The organism is Rickettsia endosymbiont of Cardiosporidium cionae (genome assembly GCF_015476335.1).
Classification (GTDB): Bacteria; Pseudomonadota; Alphaproteobacteria; order Rickettsiales; family Rickettsiaceae; genus JADHZC01.
In genome coordinates this window covers 265913-287022 of the sequence record NZ_JADAQY010000001.1, presented here as the reverse complement: position 1 = coordinate 287022, position 21110 = coordinate 265913, and the positions used below count along the sequence as shown (strand labels likewise).

The window sequence follows — 21110 nt, the reverse complement described above, 5'->3', positions numbered from 1 at the left end:
TGAAGTTAATTTACTGATACTTATTAAGTATTTAAAATATTCTTGGTGTTTTTTGACATACGATAATAAATTTTATTATAAGATGCATCACTATTAACTATCTTTTTTTTCTTAGTAAAAAAACTGCCAAAATTTCTAATTTCAATCCTGTTACCAATTTTTAATTCAGATATAATATAATTTTGTACTAGATTTACAGAATCTATTAGATCATCTTTTGCTATATAGCTTAGCCTTTTACTCAAATGCTCTATCAAAAGTTTATTAGGTGATTTTTGATTTTTGGTATATCTCATATAATATATGTTATATTGCTTTTAACTTTATTTCTTTATTTTTTTTTCTTTTCCATTCTCTTTCTTTAATTGAAGCTCTTTTATCATATTGTTTCTTGCCTATGACTAAAGCTAGTGTTAATTTTATTAAATTTTTTGAATTGAAATATACTGAAACTACAGCAAGACTATATCCTTTTATCTTTAGCTTTCCAAGCAATTTTTTTATTTCTAGTTTTTTTAATAACAGCTTCTTAATACGCATAGAAGAATGATTTAATTCACTGGATTCTTTATATTCCGCTATGTAAAAATTATATAACCAGACTTCATTATTTTCTATGACTGCATAAGCATCTGAGATATTTATCATTGACTTACGTACAGACTTTACTTCACTACCGGTTAATACTATCCCTGCTTCTGTTGTAGACTTAATAAAATATTCAAACTTAATTTTTCTGTTATACGATATTGTTTTCATATTTTAAATTCAATTTTTAATCAATTGAAAGTGTTTAGAACAGTAAGGGCATCTGATGCTTCCTATTTTATCATCAATATATAGATATATTTTAGGGTGATCATATGGAGAGCAAAATCCTTCACAGATAACAGCATTAGATTTTGTATTAAATATCGATTGATTTTGCATAATATCTTATTAAAAATTTGATTAATTTATTACTTTTTATAAATATATATTATGATTATTTATCGTGCTATATAGAATCTATTTGTTTCAGAATAACATGATCTTTAGTAATAATAGGAAATATTTCTTTGGTAAATGGGAACATTTCTGTACAGCTAGATTTTTTCATTACTATTGCTACGATATCAGATGCTCCATAATTCATACAATCGCTTATGTATCCCAAAAGATTTTCATTTTGGTCTAAAACTGGCATACCCTTCAGATCTTCAATATAATGAATATTGTTATCATTAGTATTTGGTAGATCTTTTCTTAAACAATATAAAGATTTTTTTATATATTGTTTTGATGTATTTATAGATATGGAATTATTTATTTTGCATAACGATCTACCATTTTTTAATATTTTAATTAACGTTAATTCAACTTTATTATTCAAACTATCTAATAATGGCAAATCAAATAAACTCTCTATAGGTTCAGTAAAAGATTTTACTATAACGTGGCCATTGATCCCGTGGGTAGAAGTTATAATTGCCAGCAATATCATTCTATCTTTGTTTACTTTCATTAATTATATTTATTCAAACAGTATTAAAATCTGCCATTTGCTAGTATAAATAGACCTATTTGGTATTTATTGACTTAAGATCCTAATATCTACACGTTAGTGATATTAGTCAAAATAATCCTGGTAGATTATAGTATTAATAAAATAAAAATTCAAACATTCAGTTACTAAATTGATAATATTAGTAATTTAGTATAAATATTTGCTAAATGCTTAATTAACAATCTGATTATAATATTTATATATTAAATTGCCGTTTCAAGTGGTATCAATATATTATTGTGAGTAATGGGTATATAATTATACAGAAAAAGTTATTGATTTTAATATTTTCAAGTTTTGCTTTGATTATGCAAGTTGTGATTTTTAATTAAAAACTGTTTTTTTAATATCACTGTGAATATTAAGATTAATATTTAATTGATATATTAGATCATATTATATGATAAATGTTAATAAAAATTTAACTATATTTATTTTAGGAGTTATAAGTGGTATACCATTGGCAATAATTTTAGTTAGTGTTGTTGCATGGTTACAAGAAGCAAAGGTAGATATAGCTATAATCACTAGTTTTACCTTGTCAAGAATACCTTATTCTTTGAAGTTTTTTTGGGCACATATTATTAACTACTATAAAATTCCCTTATTATGTTATGTAGGACAAAGAAAAAGTTGGATGTTATTATCAATGTTAATAATAGGAATGCTAATTTATATTATGGGTACATTGGATCCAAAAAATTCTTTATTGGAGATTTACCTAATCAATTTATTGCTGGGTATCACTTCTGCAACTTTTGATATAGTATATGATACATATAGAATTGAGTTTGCAGAACAGCATTCGAGTCAGATTTTATCCAGTACTCATTCAGTTTTTGGTCATAAATTCGGTATGATCATTACATGCGCAGGTTCCATGTATCTAGCGGATATTTATGATTGGTCAAGTAGTTTTACTATTTTTTCTATCCTATATACTAGCTGTACTATTTATGTATTCAGTATTAGAGAAAATAATATCTATAATAGATATTATTTTTCTAAAACTATTTCTATTAAAAATATTTTTGCACCATTTAAAGAATTTTTTATTAGAAAAAATTCTTGGCTTACATTATTATCAGTGTTTTTTTTTAAACTAGGGGAATCTATGTTATATGTAATATTAACCCCTTTTTATCTTACTATAGGGTTTAATAAATCACAAATTGCATCAATAACTCATTTATACGGTTTTGTTGCCACTATACTAGGGATATACTTTACTAGTTATATGATTAAAAAACTTCAATATTTTAATACTTTAATTATATCTGGTATTATCCAAAGTGTTGCACATATAATGTATATATGGTTAAACCATATAGGTAACAACCTGCTTGCTTTGGTTATTACTGTTACTATTGAAAATTTTGCTTCTGCTATGGGGGCTACTTCCTTCGTAGCATATTTGAGTAATTTATGTAATAAGAAATATTCTACTGTGCAGTATGCGCTTTTTTCTAGTACATCGAGTATTCTTAATGGAACAGTCGTAATGTATAGTGGAGTACTATTAAAATATATTGGATGGGATTATTATTTTTTATTCACTATGATTTTAGCATTTCCTAGCATTTTATTGCTAGCTATATCTCAGAATAAATCTATGAATCATAGTTCATCTTAATGCAATGTTGATATTGATATTTTATTCATATATAGACTAATAAATGAATTTTGAGTTTGTTGTCTTATATTATTACAATATCAAGTGAATAATTTGTAAGAAAAACTCGGGTCTGTATTACCTCCAGAGATAAGTATAATAATATTCTTATTTTTGTAACCATTCTTTACTATCCAGTTATATGTCGCAGCCATAGCTACAGCAGCTGAGGGTTCACATGTTATACGTAGATGTTTTATTAATTTTTCACTCCAAAAATATATCATTTCTTCAGTTACTAAATAAAAATCATTTAATTTTTTTAAATATTCAAAATTATATTCAGCTATACGTAATGCTTTTAATCCATCAGCTACTGTTGATGGTGATTCTTGAAATTCATATATTTTATTCTGTTGTAATGAAATGTAAGCATCATTAGCCATTTTAGGTTCTGCTCCTATTAATAGAGTGTTTTTAGATAGTAATTCTTTTGCTAGATATGTACCTGAAAGTAACCCTCCACCACCGCATGGAGCAAATATTGCATCAATTTTTTCTATGTTATATTCTTGATTTAATGAATGGATAGCCTCGTAGCACATTGTTCCTGCACCAGAGATGATTTGTTCATTATCTGAAGGATGTAAAAATAAAAAATCATCTTTTATATCATATATAGCTCTGTTTTCTGCTTCGTTTCTTGTTGTTACTTCTATCAATTCTACATTATAACAACTGATTATGTATTTTTTTAGGCTAGAGATATTTTGAGGTAGATATATCCTTACATTTATATCGAATAAATCAGCAGCGTAAGATAGAGCCAAAGCGTGATTGCCTGTGCTATATGTTACTATCTTTTTAGGGAATTTTGTATATTTTTCTTTAAAATATAGTAGATAATTTAGTACTCCTCTAATCTTGAATGCTCCTGTTTTTTGAACTGAATCTACTTTAAAATAAAGATTATTTTCACATAATTTATTTAGTGCTTTTGAGTCTATAATAGGAGTATTATTAACATAATTTTTAATTCTAAAATGAGCTTCTAGAATTGTAGATGGATCTTGTAATGTGTAGTACATTTTGAGTAGCGTATTTTATTTCTTAGAATTAGTTTTAATAAAAAATATTTTAATTTTAGTATATCAGTTAAATTAAGATTTATAAAATACTAACTATATTTATTAGTGTTGTAATGAACTTAATTTTAGTTAATTGAGAGTGTATGAATTGACTTATATATAACATATAATATACAATATCTTGTCTTTTGTTATAACTACATAATTATTTGTTAGTATATCATAAATTTTTATTTTTTAGATTATTGAATATTTAGCTATGATAACAGGGGGTTATGAGTTTTATTCCAGAATAATGGATGCGTATATGTGCGTGTGCTATTGATAATTGAATTAACATATTAAATAATGTATAAACAACTAAACAAATTGCCGCTTATTGTATTGAAAGATATAGTCGTATTCCCTAAGACTGTCGTTTCTGTATTGGTAAAAAGAAGTACTTCAGTACGCTCTATTGAGTTAGTACAAAAAGATGCAACTGAAAACAGCTTACTGTTAACTACGCAAAAGGAAGACAGCATCGAAAATCCTGGAGTAAAAGATCTGTATAATATAGGAGTAGTAGCTAGGGTTATCCAGATTATTGAATTACCAGGTAAAAATATTAAGATTCTAGTAGAAGCCATTCAAAGAGTTAAATTGTTAAATATTACTATAAAATCTGGAGCTTTTCTAGCGTGCTATAGTTTACTAAATAATACTGCCATTGTAGATCATCATGAGTCATCTTTAATACTATCAGTATTAACTAAATCATTTAAGGAATATTTGCAGCTAAATAAAGGAAATTTATTTGATAATATATCATTTTTTGATACTAGTAATGCAGAAGATATGATTTATTTAATAGTGTCATGCTTAAAATCTCCTATATCTATGAAACAAGAAATATTAGAGGTAACTAATATTGATAAGCAATGTAAGCTACTCAATGAGTTGGTAATACAAGAAAATATACAAATTCATACAGAGCAATCCATACAGCAAAGAATTAAGAAACAAGTAGAAAAAACACAAAAGGAGTTTTATCTCAATGAGCAATTAAAGGCTATTCAACAAGAACTAGAAGGAGAAGATAAGAAATCAGATTTTACATATTTTCAGCAAATGATTGACAATACTAAATTATCTCCTGAAGCTAAGGAAAAAGCAGAATCAGAGTTAAAAAAACTTAAATCTATACATCAATTCTCTGCAGAATCCTCTATAGTTAAAAATTATCTTGAAACTTTACTGAGCATGCCTTGGAAAAAGGTTACTAAAACTAAAATCAACCTATTAAAAACAGAACAAAAATTACATGAAGCGCATTATGGATTAGATAAAATTAAAGAAAGAATTTTAGAATATCTTGCTGTACTGAAAAGATCTAATAAAATTAAAGGCCCTATAATTTGTTTCATAGGGCCTTCAGGAGTGGGTAAGACATCATTGGTAAAATCCATTGCAAATGCTATGGGGCGTAAATATACAAAATTTGCGCTTGGAGGGGTAGATAATGAATCAGAAATAAGAGGGCATCGCAGAACTTATTTAGGTTCAATGCCTGGTAAAATTATTACTTTATTAAAAAAAGCTAAGGTTGATAACCCTGTCATGTTGCTAGATGAAATAGATAAAATGTGTTCTAATTTTAGAGGAGATCCCGCTTCTGCATTGCTTGAAGTGTTAGATCCAGAACAAAATTCTAGTTTTGTAGATCACTATTTAGAAGTAGAATATGATTTATCTAATATTGTTTTTGTTGCTACAGCAAATTCATATAATATACCCTTACCACTGTTAGATAGAATAGAAATAATTGATATCTCTGGATATCTAGAAGAAGAAAAATTACAGATTGCTAAACATCATCTAATAGCAAAACAGCTAAAGATCCACTCATTAAAGAATAATGAATTGCTTATCACTGATGAAAGCATAATAGATATAATAAGATTTTATACAAAAGAATCTGGAGTGAGAGAATTAGAGAGAGTAATATCAAAATTGGCTAGAAAATCATTGGTCAAAATATTAAATGATAAGGCATTAAATAAAGTTCAAACTCAGATAGTAATAGAAGCTAAAGATTTGGAATCTTATCTTGGTATTAAAAAATATAAGTTTGGATTGGCTAAAAAAAATGATACCATCGCTATGGTTACAGCACTTGCTTACACTAATGTTGGTGGTGATCTATTATCAATAGAGGCAGTATCACTACCTGGTAAGGGCAACATCAAGGCAACAGGAAGTTTAGGTGATGTAATGAAAGAATCTGCTGATACAGCTTATAGTTGCTTCTTATCCAGGGCAAAAGATTTAGGAGTCAGTGTGAAGGATTATAAAAATATTGATATTCATTTACATGTACCTGAAGGGGCTATACCAAAAGATGGGCCATCTGCAGGGATAGCTATATTTACTACTATCGTTTCGCTTATGACAAAAAGATATGTAAAAAAAAATGTTGCTATGACAGGAGAAATTACCTTACATGGCCAAGTGTTAGCAATTGGAGGATTAAAAGAAAAGTTATTAGCAGCAACCAGAGGGGGGATAGATACTGTATTGATTCCTGAAGATAATATGAAAGATCTACAAGAAATACCAAAATCTGTTAAAGATCAGCTAAATATTATTGCAGTATCAGAAGTAGAACAAATAATAGAATTAGCTATTAGATAAAAATATGTCATTGTTTAATAATGCTAAAAATTATTATTTATTTATCTTATTATTATTAGCATCATGTGGGTTTAGTGCAGTTTATAAAGAGAATCTTTTAGTGCAAGGTTTTTTTGATACAATTGATATTCAGAAACCAGAATCTACTGATGAAATAGCATTTTATGGCTATCTTTTTCATATAGTAAAAAATCACGATGTTAAGAAAAAATTTTTGTTAAAAACTAAACTAAATTTTAGTGAAGAAGATTTAATATTATCAATTGATTCAGACTTTTTAAGAAAAAGGCAAATAGTTAACTTAGAATATATTCTGGTTGATATTAATACTAATGCTGAACTACTAAATGATAAAATAATCCGATACAGCTCATATAACACTAATCCGGAGCCATATATCGATATTTTATATGTTAAAACTATACAAAGTGATTTATTAATTAGTTTAGCACAAGATTTAGTATCGGCTTTATCATGTTATTTTATTAAGCAGCAGTATGTTATGCAATAATCTATGTATTTCTTTCACTCAGAGTTAAATAAACTGATTGATCATATTGATCGAAAAATGATTGCTTCTATAGTATTATATGGTAGTAATGAAGGGTATTTTTCAGTGATTATAGATAGGATTATTACTAAATGTAATATGTCTTATAGAAGGATTTCTACTAATAATCTTAAAGAAATTTCGTACTTAACAAAAAATGGAGATCTCTTTAGTAACAAAACTTTATTGCGTATAGATGATATTAAACCTTTAAATCAGGGCTTTCAGAAATTATTGCAATCTTTAGAGGATAGGGATAATTTTTTATGTTTTATACTGCATGAACAAAAATTTTTAAGTAATGATTATAAGTTATTTACTAATAGTCCAAAATTAGCTTCTATTAATTGTTGTTATAGTAATGAATTAGAACTTAAAAAATATATTATATCTTACATGAAAAAGGTGAATATTATATTAGACCAGGCTGTTATACGGATATTAATAGACTTATTAAAGAATAATGATCATCAATATATAAAAAATTTTCTATTACAACTAACCTATTATACTCATGATAAACAAAAAATATCTATCCATGATATCAAAATATTTTCTAGCATAGTTACTGGTAATATTTCTCATTATAGTGAAATATTTTTTCTTATCGAACAACAAGACATCAAGGGTTTTTTAAAGCTAATTAATGTTGCTCAACAGAATAATGTTAGTATTATTTATATAATACGCATTTTAGTGAAATGTTATACTAACCTATACTATATTATATCCCATGTTTCATCTGGAATGTCTATATATTCAGCTATTCAGTCTTTACAATCTAAGTCTTTCATAAAGCGAAGTGAGCATTTAGATAATATTATTAAAAAATCTTCTCTACTACGTGTAGTAAAAATATTGACAATCTTAATGGAAGCAGAAGCATTTATCAAGAAGCATAACTTACAGAAATTTTACATTTTCACTAATATTTATCTAAAGATCAACAGTCTTAATTATTAATCTTTAGATATTAAGTTATTTTTTTCTGTGTTTATTCTATTTTCTATATATTGTGTTAATGATCTAACATCAAACTCCTGCAGTTTTTCAATTGAAATTGTTTCTATTATTTTTACTGTTATCAATCCAGGTTTTTTAAACCAAAAACCCTTAGGCCATATCAGCCCAGCATTATGTACTATTAATACTATTGGTACATTAGACATTATAGCCAATTTTGCTGGTGCTGCCTTGAACTTAACATTTTTGCCAACTGGTATTCTTGTAGATTCTGGAAATATTACGAGATTGAGTCCTTGCTTAAATTTTTTTTGTCCTTCTGTTAAAATTTGTGTAATGGAGCCATTGTAATTTCTATCTACAGCTATAGGTGATAGAGTTTTTAATCCCCAGCCAAACACTGGGATATTATATAACTCTTTTTTTATAACCCAAGAATGCTTTGGTATTATCAGTTGTACAAAAATATTTTCCCAGAAAGATTGATGATTTGCTAATACTAAATATGGAAAATTATCAGGTAATTCTTTAATATTTTCTACTTTATAATGAATGTTACAAATTATTGTAAGTAATTTGATAAATACTACAGAAAAAATTTCTGCCATTCTGTATCTTAAATCATAAGTTGCATTGAATATATTGATTAGGATACCAAATAAACCAAGAAATATAATAGAAAAACAACTAATCAGTAAATAGAATAAAATTATTCTTAAATGCCACAGCATAAACAATATTTTTGTATCATTAACAATTTTATATTAGTATATACTATAATTATATTTTGTAAATTAGATCTAACATTATAATGTTAAGTAGTGTTTCAGTATGATTTGGTTAAATGTTGAGGTACTATAGTTGATAGTTTTGTTAGTTAATACTAAAAATTTATAAATAATTGTTAATTAAGATTTAGTGACACAGCATTTTATGAAAATTATAAATAGTGTTTTTATATTAATATTGATCATTTTAGTTGGTTTATTTATATATAAATCGATTAAAATACCAGAAATTAAAGTTGTTTCCAGGGTGGATAATTTTTCTTACAAGCCTTTAGATAAGTTGAATTTATATAAATATATCGAAGAATATATTAAAACTCACTATGATGTAAACATACAATCAAAACTTATAGATAAAACTAAAAATAGCAATCTAGAGGCAGACAATTTATTGCATAATAATATTATTAATGTTCATGATAATATTTTGTTAGGTAACTTGCAGGGTGATATACAGATTGTGATATTCTATGATTATAAATGCAAATTTTGTTATAAGGCTTATCCTGTAATTAGTGCTTTACTAGAATCTGATAAAAATATATCTGTTGCTATGGTTCCTATGCCTGTAGTAGATCAGCTTTCTTTAGAAATTTCAAAAATTGCTTTAGCAGTTTATAAAATGAGTAAATTAAAATTTTTGCTTTTACATCAAAAATTAGTAGCTTTAAATATGATCAACAGATCAACTTTTGATAAAATTCTTACTGAGTTAAATATAGATGAAAAATTAATTTCGGAATTCATAAATGATCAGGATATTAGTAATATTGTTAAAAATAATTTAACATTAGCAACATCTTTGGGGATTAACGGAGTTCCTTCATATATAATTAATGGTAAAATATTTAAAGGATTTGTTAATATAGGGAAGTTAACCCAAATTATATATGAAATACGCAGTAGAATAAATCATGCATCATGACTGTTCATTTGCTATGTATTTATTTTTAGTATTTTTTATAATTTTTTTTTGTAATTGTACCAATCCATATATTAAGGCTTCTGCTGTAGGAGGGCAACCAGGTACATATATGTCTACTGGTACTACTCTGTCGCAACCTCTAACTACAGAATAAGAATAATGATAATATCCTCCGCCATTAGCGCAGCTCCCCATTGACAAAACATATTTTGGATCAGCCATTTGGTCATATACTCTTCGCATAGCTGGAGCCATTTTGTTGGTTAATGTACCTGCTACTATCATCAAATCTGCTTGCCTTGGGCTAGGCCTAAATAAAAACCCAAATCTGTCCATATCATAACGGCTTGCTGCCGCCTGCATCATTTCCACTGCACAGCAAGCAAGACCAAATGTCATAGGCCACAACGAGTTAGCTCTTGCCCAACTGATGACATCATTAACTTTTGTAAGCAAGTAACCATTATCTGATAAATTTTCATCAAGAAAATTATTATTTTTAAGAATCATTTTTTATTACCATTCTAATGCTCCCTTTTTCCATTCATATACAAATCCTATTGTTAATATCATAAGAAAAAACATCATCGAATAAAATCCTGTACTTCCTATTGATTTAAGATTCATAGCCCAAGGAATTAAAAACATAATTTCTAAATCGAAAATAATAAATAATATGGCAACAAGATAAAACCTGACATCAAATTTTGTTCTAGTATCATCAAATGGATCAAACCCACATTCGTAGCTAGCTAGTTTATCTGTATTATCAGTATCCTCTAATATATGTTTGGGTTTTCCTAGAATTCTAGATAATAACAATATAAATACTGATAAAGCAATAGTCACCGATATCAAAATCAATATGGGGAGATATTCTATCAAATCTTCAGCGGGCTTTAGCATTTATATTACTTTGTTTGATTGATTACGATAATCATAATTCAAAATTGTTATTACTTATATAAACAGTATCTCGTTAATATTAACAAAATTCTACGATAACTAACAGTAATTTTTACAAGTAAGTTATAATTAAATTTGTTATGTCACTCATTGTATCAGATTAATCATTATGAATTTTGTATATTACATTATCTTTAATTTAGAATTTGACAGTAGATCAAATAGTTCGTATTATATGTTATTCATCACGGATAATACAAGTTTTAGACTTAGTTCGATTGATTAATTATGTTAATTAAGATGGTATAATTTTTCTTTATATGGGGGTGTGGTTCAGTACGGTTAGAACGTCTGCCTGTCACGCAGAAGGTCGCGGGTTCAAGTCCCGTCATCCCCGCCATGTTAGACTAGCTAGAGATATTTTTTTTAGGTATAGTATAAAAGTGCTTTTCTATAGTTAATGAATATTAGTTAGTATAATTTAGTCTAGATGGTTATAATTTTGTTATATATTTTGTTTAACATTTGATTTGAGTAGTGACTTATGTGGTGTGTGGATTATTGAGATTATTGGCTGGATAGCTCAGTCGGTAGAGCAAAGGACTGAAAATCCTTGTGTCGGCAGTTCAATTCTGCCTTCAGCCACCTTTATAATTTAATTTATTACCGTAGTATTTATAATTATTGCTTATTGTGTAGGGTAGGTTACTAGCTTGTGTCATAGATTATAGTTTACTCTTTCAGTATTGTATTACTTAATAATAATTCAATGATTTGATTGTTGCTTATGTTATTTCGGTCTATTTTTTGTTTTTTTGTGTTGAGTTTATCTGCGGTGCATAGCAGCAGCAGTATATTAGCAAGTTATAGTGCTAAGCCTATCACTCAAGAAAATATACAAAATATATTATCTAAAATATTGTTATTAGAGAATGAAATTAAAGAATTAAAGTCCTACATAAATAAGGAGTTGTTAGAAGTAAACAGATCTGGAAACTCTCCTGATACAAATAATGATGTTATTAATGATAAATACCAAAAATCAGAAATAATAGACAATAGCTTTCGTAATCAAAATAAAACATCCTCAGAGGCCTTAATAGAGGAAAATAGCATTACAACTACTAATAGTGAAGAATTATCCATTAAGGTGGAATATGAAAAAGCTCTTGCTGAATTAAAATCAAAACAATTTACACTAGCTGAGTCTCTTTTTTATAATTTTATACAAAAATATCCTGAAAATATATTACAAAGTAATGCTATGTTTTGGTACGCAGAGACATTTTATCAACGTAAAATTTATAATAAGGCTGCTATACATTATATTAAAGGGTATAAAAAATTTCCAAAAGGTAATAAAGCCGCAGACTCTCTATTAAAAGCATCTTTTTCCTTTAGTAAACTTAATAAGAATTTAGAAGCTTGTAAAATCTTACACCAGCTAGATTTAGAATTTCCTAATCGTTCTGAGCATTCTATTAAAAGGTCTGAGTCAGCAAAGGCAGAGTTTCTGTGTAATGGTATACTTGACAACCAGTAATAGTATTAATAAAAATGCCAGTATAGCTATTTTACTTTAGTATAATTTTGCTGTGCTATGGAACTTAATGTTTAATTGTTATAAAATGATAAATTTTCATGATTTCTAATATTAATACTAATCTGATGATTGAAATATTATGTTTATTTTCATCAGTTTTTTTTATACTGACTTTAAAATCATTATCCTCTCCTAAATCATCTGTTAAAGGAATATTATTCAGCATAATTGGTATAGTTTTAGCACTAATTGCTGGTTTATTAATAGCAGGATCTAATTATACTTTCTTGCTATTAATTATTATTGCGCTTGGAGCAATTATTGGTTCTTATATAGCTATCAAAACCCCTATTACATCTGTACCACAGTTAGTAGCGGGATTTCATTCTTTTGTAGGTTTAGCGGCTGTTCTGGTTTCATATTCAGTTATTAGTGGTCCTGGAGCAATCTCTAAAATAAAATTTATAGAAATATCTCTTGGTTCTATAATAGGTGCTATCACGTTTAGTGGTTCTGTTGTTGCTTTTGCTACATTACACGGATTAATTAAGGCTAAGAGGTTGAGTTTTATAGGACAAAATTATGTTATATTTATATTATTTTTATTATTAATAGTTATATTCTTTATTTCTATTTATAGCTGTAATGTAGTGTTATTTAACATAATGACTTTGATTTCTTTTATTTTAGGGGCATTGTTAACTATGAACATTGGTGGAGCAGATATGCCTGTAGTGATTTCAGTATTGAACTCTTACTCAGGATTAGCATCAGTTGGAGTAGGTTTTACTTTTAATAATAAATTATTAATTATTACAGGAGCAATAGTTGCAGCAAGTGGAGCAATATTAAGTTATATAATGTGCAAATCTATGAATCGTTCATTGCTAAACGTGATATTTGGAGGAGTCATATCTAACCAATCATCACAATCAACCACTGTTGATACTAAGACATTTAACAAATGTAATGCAGAAGATGCAAGTTTTATCTTAAATACGTCTCAGAATTTAATTATAGTACCTGGCTATGGTATGGCGGTATCACGTGCACAACATGCCGTTAAAGAATTATTTAATATTTTATGCGAAAAGGGTGTTGGTGTTAGATTTGCTATACATCCTGTAGCAGGGCGAATGCCAGGGCATATGAATGTTTTATTGGCAGAAGCTGGGATAGATTACCAATATATATTGGAATTAGATGATATTAATAATGATTTTAATACTACAGATGTAGTATTAGTAATAGGAGCTAATGATATCACAAACCCCGCAGCAAGAACAGATAATCAAAGCCCTATATATGGAATGCCTATACTAAATGTAGATTTTGCCCAAACTATATTATTTATTAAAAGATCAATGTCTACCGGATACGCTAATGTAGAAAATGAATTGTTTTTTAAGGAAAATACTATGATGTTACTAGGGGATGCAAAACAAGTAGTGGAGGATATCGTGAAATTATTGAAACAGACATAATATATTTACATTTAGTATATTATTTTCCGATACAAAAATTGGAGAATATTTTTTCTAATACATCATCCACTGTAATCTGACCTGTTAATTTAGAAAAATGATTAATTGCTAATCTTACATTTTCAGCTATGAGTACTAATTCATCTTCTGCAGAAAAATTTGATAAATATTTTAAAGTATTTTGTATATGATTTCTGTGTCTTTCTCTGGTGATGGGGGGTAGGGTATCATGTGATTCTGTAATATGTTTAGCTGTTTCAATTATTTTGGATAGGATATTTTCAGTAGATGTATTATTTTTTAGAGAAATTATTATTGGATTAAGCGGGATAATATTTGTTATAAATTTAGCGTTATCCTGGTTGTAATTATTGATATCTGATTTATTTAAAAGTAAAATGGTGTTTTTATCCACCAGTGGTTTTAGAGTTAGATAATCATAAGTTTTGTCATTAATATCAAGAATGAGTATTTTTATTTTAGCTTTATGGACTGCATTATTTGTAATTTCTATTCCTTTTTGTTCAATAATATCAGTAGAATTTAGATTTATCCCTGCTGTGTCTTGTATTATAATAGGGAAGCCTCCTATATTTAGATGTCCCTCTATCAGATCACGGGTAGTACCTGGTATGTTGGAGATGATTGAGATTTCTCTTTGTATCAAATAATTAGTAAAGCTTGATTTGCCAACATTTGGAGGACCAAAAATGGTTAGCTGTATACCGTTACGTATTATTTCCCCTCTATTATTATCGTTTATATACTGAGAAATTTCTTCAGTTAGTTTTTTTATTTCTTGTTCTATATTTTTTATCAAGTCATTAGGGATATCTTCTGAAAAATCTATATTAGCTTCTATAAGTGACATAATATATACTAATCTTTCTTTCCATTTATTATATAATTCAGCTAGTGCGCCCGAATTTTGTATAATTGCTTGTTGATGCTGTATTTCGGTTTCAGCTTCCAGTAGATCTGATAGCCCTTCTACTGAAGTTAAATCTAATTTACCGTTTAAAAATGCTCTTTTAGTGAATTCTCCTGGGGAGGCTGCCCTCATTCCAGACATCTCTGATAATGTGTTGGTTAATATTTTTCTTATTGCGATACTGCCATGTACGTGTATTTCTAATAAATCTTCTCCTGTAAAGCTATTAGGTGATTTAAAAAATATTATTAATGCATTATCTATTAGGTAATTTGTACCGGGTACATATATACTTCTTAAGTAAACTTGTTTAGGTTTTATAGATTCAATTTTAAAATTTTTTGTTAGTTGTTTTAGTATATCTAGACTTTTATCACCAGAAATACGAAATACTGATATTGCAGATTTTGAAAAACCTGATGAGTTAGCAAAAATATTGTCTAAATTTTTCATGATTTATAGATGATTAATTTATTATAGAAATATTAATGGTTAATTAGAGTTATGAATCTATTACTCGTAGTAATCAAAATATGTATTAAAGTCACTGTAAGCATAAACAATTTATGTATAATTTTGAATAATTAATGTTTAAGACTAATGGACAATATATAATACATAGGTTATAGTTGTAAATTCGATTGCTAATATGTGCATTTTGTAACGTGTAATAATATAATTATATTGATAATTGGTTAGATTTATACAGAAAATTTATGGATAATAAATATATTACAGATTTTGTCTATCACGATGATGATTTTAGTACCAATTTATTAAGTTCAGTTAATATTGAGGACAATTGCGAATTATATAAAAAGTTTATTAAGAGGTTTTTAACATATATTCCTGTGGATTTTAGGTTAGGTGAAACAAAATTAATTTCAAAAGAACTTGTTGATATTTCATTCAATTTTATTAAAGAAAGAAAGTCTAATAATAACAAATTATATGTTTTTAGTAAAAATCATGAAAAAGATCAACAGCCATATATCGCTTTATTAATTTTATGTAATCACACGTCGCTTTTAGTAAATTCAATATACAACTTAATATCTAGATTATCATTAGATTTATTATTATTACTACACCCTGTACTATATTCTATAAGGGATAAAGATGGTTGCATACAAGATATTATATTAGATATTAATTCTGATTTAGAAAATATCACTAAAGAGTGTTTTATTTTTGTTAAAATATCTGGTGAGTTCAGTGAAGATAAATTGTCTATTTTAGAAAATGATGTTAATAAATTACTCAATTTAGTAGATAACACTTATAATGCGTGGGCTCCACTGTTAAAAAAATTATCCTATATACAAAATCAATTACTTATACATACTCCTCAAAAAAATGATATTTCTCAATCTTTAAAGGATTCTTTATCATTTTTAAATTGGATAGCACATGAGCATTTTATGCTAATTGGAATAGTGGAATTTCAACTAATACCTAATACATCAATTATAGATAATCTAGGCGTAAAAGAAATTTGGCAAGATTATTATGAAGAAATAATCAGGATTATTAAACTATCTCCGAATGTCGAAAATTATCCTAATGAAATTTTAACCGGTAAAATTGGTATAAAATCTCCTGTACATAGGTCTGCTTTTTTAGATTTTATTTTAGTCAAAACTATTGATGATAACGGAGTATATAACGCAGGGTATATAGTACTTGGCCTATATGGCAGTGCGATGTATTTCAATTCTGTTATGGATGTACCGATATTAAGGAGTAATACTGAATATGTTCTAGATCATTCAGGATTCCCTAGGAATGGATATAATGCAAAAAAAATGAAAAATATTATATCTTCTTTACCTAGAGATGAGTTAATACAGTTAAATAAAGACAAATTATCTTACATATGTTTGTATATATTATCTAGTATACATAATAATTTAGGGAAACTTTTTATATATGAAGATTGGTCTCTTTCATTCGTTAGTATAATGATTTTTTTAAATAAAAAAGACTTTACAGCTGATGTACATAATAACATTAGTAAGTATTTTTCTGAACAATTCGGTAGCAATATATTTTTTGATCACACTAACGTAATCTCTGAAAATATTATACATCTATTTGCAAAAATTCCTAAATCTCTGGTAACAGCACCCCAAAAATCCTGTAATGAGATGGAACAAGATGTCATCAGTATGGTAGTAAACTGGCATGATAATGTGCGTAATAAAATTTGTGAAGAATACGGCAATTATAAGGGAGAAGGATTGTTTCAAGAAATAAAAAGTATTTTTCCTGGGGATTATCGATTAAAGTTTAGTGGTAGTTCTGTAGTAGAAGATATTCAATATTTATTGAAAGCTTCTGAGTTAAAGAAAGTACAATTTAATTTATTATCTATTAGTAGCAAAGAATTTATATTGAAAATATATAAACCCTATACAGATATTTCACTTTCAGAAATATTGCCAATAATAGAATCTATAGGATTCTATGCAAAAGACGGACAAAATTTTTCTATTCAACCAGCAAAATCACTACATAAAAGTTGGATATATATATTTAGTCTCACTACGCAAAATGTTGAAATTACTTTAGATTCTAAATTATTAAAAAATAATTTAGAAATAGCTTTAGGTAAAATGCTAGAGCATAATTTTCATATTAATCAATTAAGTAAACTATTATTGTTTGCAGGGCTTACTTGGAATAAGTTGCTATTACTTAGTGCCTTAACCAAGTATTTGCATCAGACTAATTTTCAGTATAGTACGAGTTATGTGGAATGTGTAATGGTTAGGCATCATACATTTTCACTGATGTTGGTAGAATTATTTGAAGTGAGGTTTTATAAAAATTCTCCATTAAAACTTAGTTATAGTGAAATCAAAAAGCAAATCTTACTTTATTTAGATAAAGTAATCAAAATTTCTGAAGATCAAGTGTTGCGTTCTATGTATTTGTTAATAGAGTCTATGAATAGGACTAACTATTATCAAAAATACTTTAATTCAGACCATGTAGATGATTACATATCTTTTAAGTTTGATTCCAGAGCAGTACCTAATTTACCATTACCATTACCACACGCTGAGATATTTGTTTACTCAACTCAATTTGAAGCTATTCATTTAAGAGGTAATAAAATCGCTAGAGGAGGTATAAGATGGTCCAATCGTATAGAAGATTACCGTACGGAAGTATTGGGATTAATGAAATCTCAAGTAACAAAAAATAGTATAATAGTGCCTAGTGGAGCAAAAGGAGCTTTTTATGTTAAGTTTGATGAAGAATCATTCAATTCCAAAGAAGATTATTTGAAACAAGTAATAGAATGTTACAAGAATTTTTTGAGAGGATTATTAGATATTACAGATAATATTGTCGATAGTAAAATCACATTATGTGATACCAATAGTATAGTATATGATGAACTTGATCCATATTTAGTAGTAGCAGCAGATAAAGGTACTTCTAGCTTCTCTGATTATGCAAATTCTGTATCTCAAGATTATAATTTTTGGTTAAAAGATGCATTTGCTTCTGGAGGTTCTTTCGGGTATGACCACAAAAAAATGGGTATAACAGCAAAAGGAGCTTGGGTATCTTTGAATCATCATCTCAATAATATTAATCTAGATATAGAAAATGATATCATAAGCTTTATAGGAATAGGAGATATGTCAGGGGATGTGTTTGGTAATGGTATGTTGCTTTCAAAAAATATTAAGTTGGTTGCCGTGTTTAATCATACTCATATTCTTATAGACCCTAATCCAGATCTCATTGCTAGCTATAACGAAAGAAAAAGGTTATTTGATTTAACTAGGAGTAATTGGGATGATTATGATAAAAAGGCTCTTTCAGCAGGAGGGCAAATATATAATAGGCTCGATAAGGCTTTGGTGTTATCTAAAGAAATTAAACAACTTTTGGGGGTTCAAGAGGTAGATTTTCTTACTGCAGATGAAATGATAAAGAAAATTATGAAGTTGGACGTCGATGTGATATGGAACGGCGGTATAGGAACATTTGTAAAATCTTCTATTGAAAATAATATAGATGTAGCAGATAAAACTAATGATAATATTAGATGTAATGCAAAAGATTTAAGGGCTAAAATATTTATAGAAGCAGGTAATTTAGGGGTATCTCAGTTAGGTAGAATTGAATATGCTATGAATTCTGGAATGATCAATACAGATTTTATTGATAATTCTGCTGGGGTGGATTGTTCAGATCGTGAAGTTAATATCAAAATTCTTCTGAATAATGCTCTAGATAAAGGAAAAATTTCATTAACTAAAAGAAACCAAATATTAATGAATATGTCCACACAATTGGAGAAATTTATATTAAGAGATAACTATGATCAAAATCAATCATTAACTATCACTGAATTTTCATATTCTTTAAATATAGGTCTATTTAGTTATTTAATATTTGAACTAGAAAAAAATAAATTACTTAACAGTAAATTGGAGTTTCTACCTGATAGACAAGAGCTAGAAAAGCGTAATACAAATCGTGAAAAAATTACTAGGCCAGAACTTGCTATCTTACTATCTTACAGTAAGATATATTTAAAATCTTTGTTAGCAGATTCAGATTTAATTGATGATAAGTATTTTCAAAATTATTTATATCAATATTTTCCTGAAGTGATAGTCAGGGATTTTTATGAAGAAGTGAATTCTCATCCATTAAGAAGAGAAATAATAATTACAATAATTGCTAATAACATAGTAAATAAGTTAGGAGGTACTATAATTGTAGCTATCCAATATGAAACAGGATGTAAAATTTGTGATGTAGTTCGGGCATATTTTATAATATGCGAATTATTCGATATAGATCATTTATGGCAATCTGTATCACAGTTAGATAGTAAATATTGGATGAAGATAAAAAATATGATCTTCACTAAGATAGTTCAGTTAGTTAAAATTGGTATCAATTGGATTGTTACAAATGTCAAACATCCACTTGATATTAGTAGTACGATTAGGCAGTATAGTTCAGTTTGTAAAGAATTACTTACCGATAGTGGGGGTATTTTAACTAAGAGCAAGATGCAATATTATAGAAAAGTTATTGAACAGTATACTACTCAAAAAATACCACAAATATTAGCAGAAAAATTAGTCACTCTGGAATTATTAAAGTCTATATTGGATATATCTTATGTCGCTAATACAGTATCTGGCGATATAGCAAAAATTGCAGAAGTATATTTTTTTGTAGGAGAAAATCTTAAAATAGAATGGTTACGTGATAAATTATTAGAAATCAAAACAGATATCTCATATTGGAGTAAAATTTCTATACAATCTTTATGTGAAGATTTTTATTCACAACAACGTAGAATAGTAGATCACCTTATTAAGAATTCTGTTTTGTTACATGGCAATTTTGATGTATCATCCTGGATGGATAGTCATAGGAGTATGTTGGGTGTGTTTTTTGATTTTATAGAGGAAATAAAATTACAAGATATCAATATCGGTATGTTAATGTTAGCTAATAAAAAACTAGAAATGTTTTTACATAAAATGCAACAATAGTCATTTATACACTTTAATCTTTTAGATGTCTTGTTATGGTTTGTCATAGAGTTATAATTGATCATATATGAAGTATGTAATCTTTGTTTATTCTATAACTTACACTGCTTTATTGATGTTATGTATAAAATTTATCTTAGATCATATAAAAATACGTGGTAAGAATAAAAAGAAAAAATAGGATAATATTTATTGTTTTATTTATATTTATTATCTTGGGTGTAGTAGGGCTCTTGCATGGGTTAGAAGAACATATAGTGTATTTTAAGTATCCATCTAAACTATCTAGCAGAGATTTGCAGGATTCTCGTATAAGGTTAGGAGGAGTGATTAAGGAGCAATCTATAGTGACACATCATGACAATAGTAGATTCATTATTACAGATGATATTAAGGATATCAATGTCAGTTATATTGGAGATTTACCTATCCTATTCCGAGAAAAACAGGGTATAGTAGTAGAAGGAAGTTTTATAAATTCTACAGAGTTTATAGCATCCAAAATTATTATCAAACATGATGAGTATTATTTCCCCAAACATTAGGGAATTAGGTATTTTAAGT

At 27.4% G+C, this 21110-nt stretch carries 18 protein-coding genes and 2 tRNA genes; 11 read left to right on the top strand and 9 right to left on the bottom strand.

Annotated features, from left to right (window positions below):
- Positions 1–23: 23 nt before the first annotated feature.
- The 4 genes from IHI24_RS01175 to rimM all read right to left on the bottom strand — a co-directional run bounded on the left by IHI24_RS01175 (position 24) and on the right by rimM (position 1504).
- Positions 24–296: an HU family DNA-binding protein gene (locus tag IHI24_RS01175; RefSeq protein ID WP_194966240.1), complete on the bottom strand. Its 273-nt coding sequence runs from the start codon at positions 294–296 to the stop codon at positions 24–26.
- Positions 297–306: 10 nt separating this feature from the next.
- Positions 307–759, bottom strand: a complete 453-nt coding sequence (gene smpB, locus IHI24_RS01170) for an SsrA-binding protein SmpB (protein WP_194966239.1) — start codon at positions 757–759, stop codon at positions 307–309.
- A gap of 9 nt (positions 760–768) precedes the next feature.
- Positions 769–930: a zinc-finger domain-containing protein gene (locus IHI24_RS01165; protein WP_194966238.1), complete on the bottom strand. Its 162-nt coding sequence runs from the start codon at positions 928–930 to the stop codon at positions 769–771.
- A gap of 67 nt (positions 931–997) precedes the next feature.
- Positions 998–1504 (bottom strand): ribosome maturation factor RimM, encoded by a 507-nt coding sequence (gene rimM / locus IHI24_RS01160; RefSeq protein WP_194966237.1) that lies wholly within the window; start codon positions 1502–1504, stop codon positions 998–1000.
- Positions 1505–1946: 442 nt separating this feature from the next.
- Here rimM and IHI24_RS01155 point away from each other — a divergent pair, with 442 nt between their 5' ends.
- The gene (locus IHI24_RS01155) at positions 1947–3179 is read left to right on the top strand and encodes an MFS transporter (protein ID WP_194966236.1); all 1233 of its coding nucleotides are present in this window, start codon (positions 1947–1949) and stop codon (positions 3177–3179) included.
- 80 nt (positions 3180–3259) lie between these two features.
- Here IHI24_RS01155 and IHI24_RS01150 read toward each other — a convergent pair whose 3' ends face one another.
- The gene (locus IHI24_RS01150) at positions 3260–4246 is read right to left on the bottom strand and encodes a serine/threonine dehydratase (RefSeq protein ID WP_194966235.1); all 987 of its coding nucleotides are present in this window, start codon (positions 4244–4246) and stop codon (positions 3260–3262) included.
- Between the two features lie 348 nt (positions 4247–4594).
- Here IHI24_RS01150 and lon point away from each other — a divergent pair, with 348 nt between their 5' ends.
- The 3 genes from lon to IHI24_RS01135 are packed head-to-tail and all read left to right on the top strand — an operon-like array spanning position 4595 to position 8432.
- Positions 4595–6919 (top strand): endopeptidase La, encoded by a 2325-nt coding sequence (gene lon, locus IHI24_RS01145; RefSeq protein WP_194966234.1) that lies wholly within the window; start codon positions 4595–4597, stop codon positions 6917–6919.
- A 4-nt stretch (positions 6920–6923) separates the two neighbouring features.
- Positions 6924–7430 carry a hypothetical protein gene (locus tag IHI24_RS01140; RefSeq protein ID WP_194966233.1) on the top strand — a complete coding sequence of 169 codons (507 nt, stop codon included), beginning with the start codon at positions 6924–6926 and terminating at the stop codon, positions 7428–7430.
- 3 nt (positions 7431–7433) lie between these two features.
- The gene (locus IHI24_RS01135) at positions 7434–8432 is read left to right on the top strand and encodes a DNA polymerase III subunit delta (RefSeq protein WP_194966232.1); all 999 of its coding nucleotides are present in this window, start codon (positions 7434–7436) and stop codon (positions 8430–8432) included.
- On the opposite strand, the gene IHI24_RS01130 is transcribed toward IHI24_RS01135, so the two are convergent.
- Complete coding sequence (locus IHI24_RS01130; RefSeq protein WP_194966231.1) at positions 8429–9163, bottom strand: lysophospholipid acyltransferase family protein; 735 nt, start codon at positions 9161–9163, stop codon at positions 8429–8431. The two genes, IHI24_RS01135 and IHI24_RS01130, sit on opposite strands and share 4 nt — an antisense overlap.
- Before the next feature lie 202 nt (positions 9164–9365).
- On the opposite strand from IHI24_RS01130, the gene IHI24_RS01125 reads away from it, so the two are divergent.
- The gene (locus tag IHI24_RS01125; protein ID WP_194966230.1) at positions 9366–10145 is read left to right on the top strand and encodes a DsbA family protein; all 780 of its coding nucleotides are present in this window, start codon (positions 9366–9368) and stop codon (positions 10143–10145) included.
- Here the strand turns inward: IHI24_RS01125 and IHI24_RS01120 are convergent.
- Both IHI24_RS01120 and ndhC read right to left on the bottom strand, forming a co-directional pair.
- On the bottom strand, positions 10140–10655 hold the full coding sequence (locus tag IHI24_RS01120) for a NuoB/complex I 20 kDa subunit family protein (protein WP_194966229.1): 516 nt from the start codon (positions 10653–10655) through the stop codon (positions 10140–10142). The two genes, IHI24_RS01125 and IHI24_RS01120, sit on opposite strands and share 6 nt — an antisense overlap.
- 6 nt (positions 10656–10661) lie before the next feature.
- Positions 10662–11051 (bottom strand): NADH-quinone oxidoreductase subunit A, encoded by a 390-nt coding sequence (gene ndhC / locus IHI24_RS01115; RefSeq protein ID WP_194966228.1) that lies wholly within the window; start codon positions 11049–11051, stop codon positions 10662–10664.
- 322 nt (positions 11052–11373) lie between these two features.
- Here ndhC and IHI24_RS01110 point away from each other — a divergent pair.
- From IHI24_RS01110 to IHI24_RS01095, 4 genes are all read left to right on the top strand, one after another.
- Positions 11374–11451: transfer RNA gene (locus IHI24_RS01110), tRNA-Asp, on the top strand.
- A 172-nt stretch (positions 11452–11623) separates the two neighbouring features.
- Positions 11624–11696 (top strand) — tRNA-Phe (locus tag IHI24_RS01105).
- A gap of 142 nt (positions 11697–11838) precedes the next feature.
- On the top strand, positions 11839–12594 hold the full coding sequence (ybgF, locus tag IHI24_RS01100) for a tol-pal system protein YbgF (protein WP_194966227.1): 756 nt from the start codon (positions 11839–11841) through the stop codon (positions 12592–12594).
- Between the two features lie 98 nt (positions 12595–12692).
- Positions 12693–14078 (top strand): NAD(P)(+) transhydrogenase (Re/Si-specific) subunit beta, encoded by a 1386-nt coding sequence (locus IHI24_RS01095; protein ID WP_194966226.1) that lies wholly within the window; start codon positions 12693–12695, stop codon positions 14076–14078.
- Positions 14079–14097: 19 nt separating this feature from the next.
- Here IHI24_RS01095 and mnmE read toward each other — a convergent pair whose 3' ends face one another.
- Positions 14098–15462: a tRNA uridine-5-carboxymethylaminomethyl(34) synthesis GTPase MnmE gene (gene mnmE, locus IHI24_RS01090; protein WP_194966225.1), complete on the bottom strand. Its 1365-nt coding sequence runs from the start codon at positions 15460–15462 to the stop codon at positions 14098–14100.
- Between the two features lie 263 nt (positions 15463–15725).
- Between mnmE and IHI24_RS01085 the strand changes: the two genes are divergently transcribed.
- Both IHI24_RS01085 and IHI24_RS01080 read left to right on the top strand, forming a co-directional pair.
- Positions 15726–20546: an NAD-glutamate dehydrogenase domain-containing protein gene (locus IHI24_RS01085; protein WP_194966224.1), complete on the top strand. Its 4821-nt coding sequence runs from the start codon at positions 15726–15728 to the stop codon at positions 20544–20546.
- Positions 20547–20701: 155 nt separating this feature from the next.
- Positions 20702–21091 (top strand): cytochrome c maturation protein CcmE domain-containing protein, encoded by a 390-nt coding sequence (locus IHI24_RS01080; protein ID WP_194966223.1) that lies wholly within the window; start codon positions 20702–20704, stop codon positions 21089–21091.
- Positions 21092–21110: the final 19 nt, after the last annotated feature.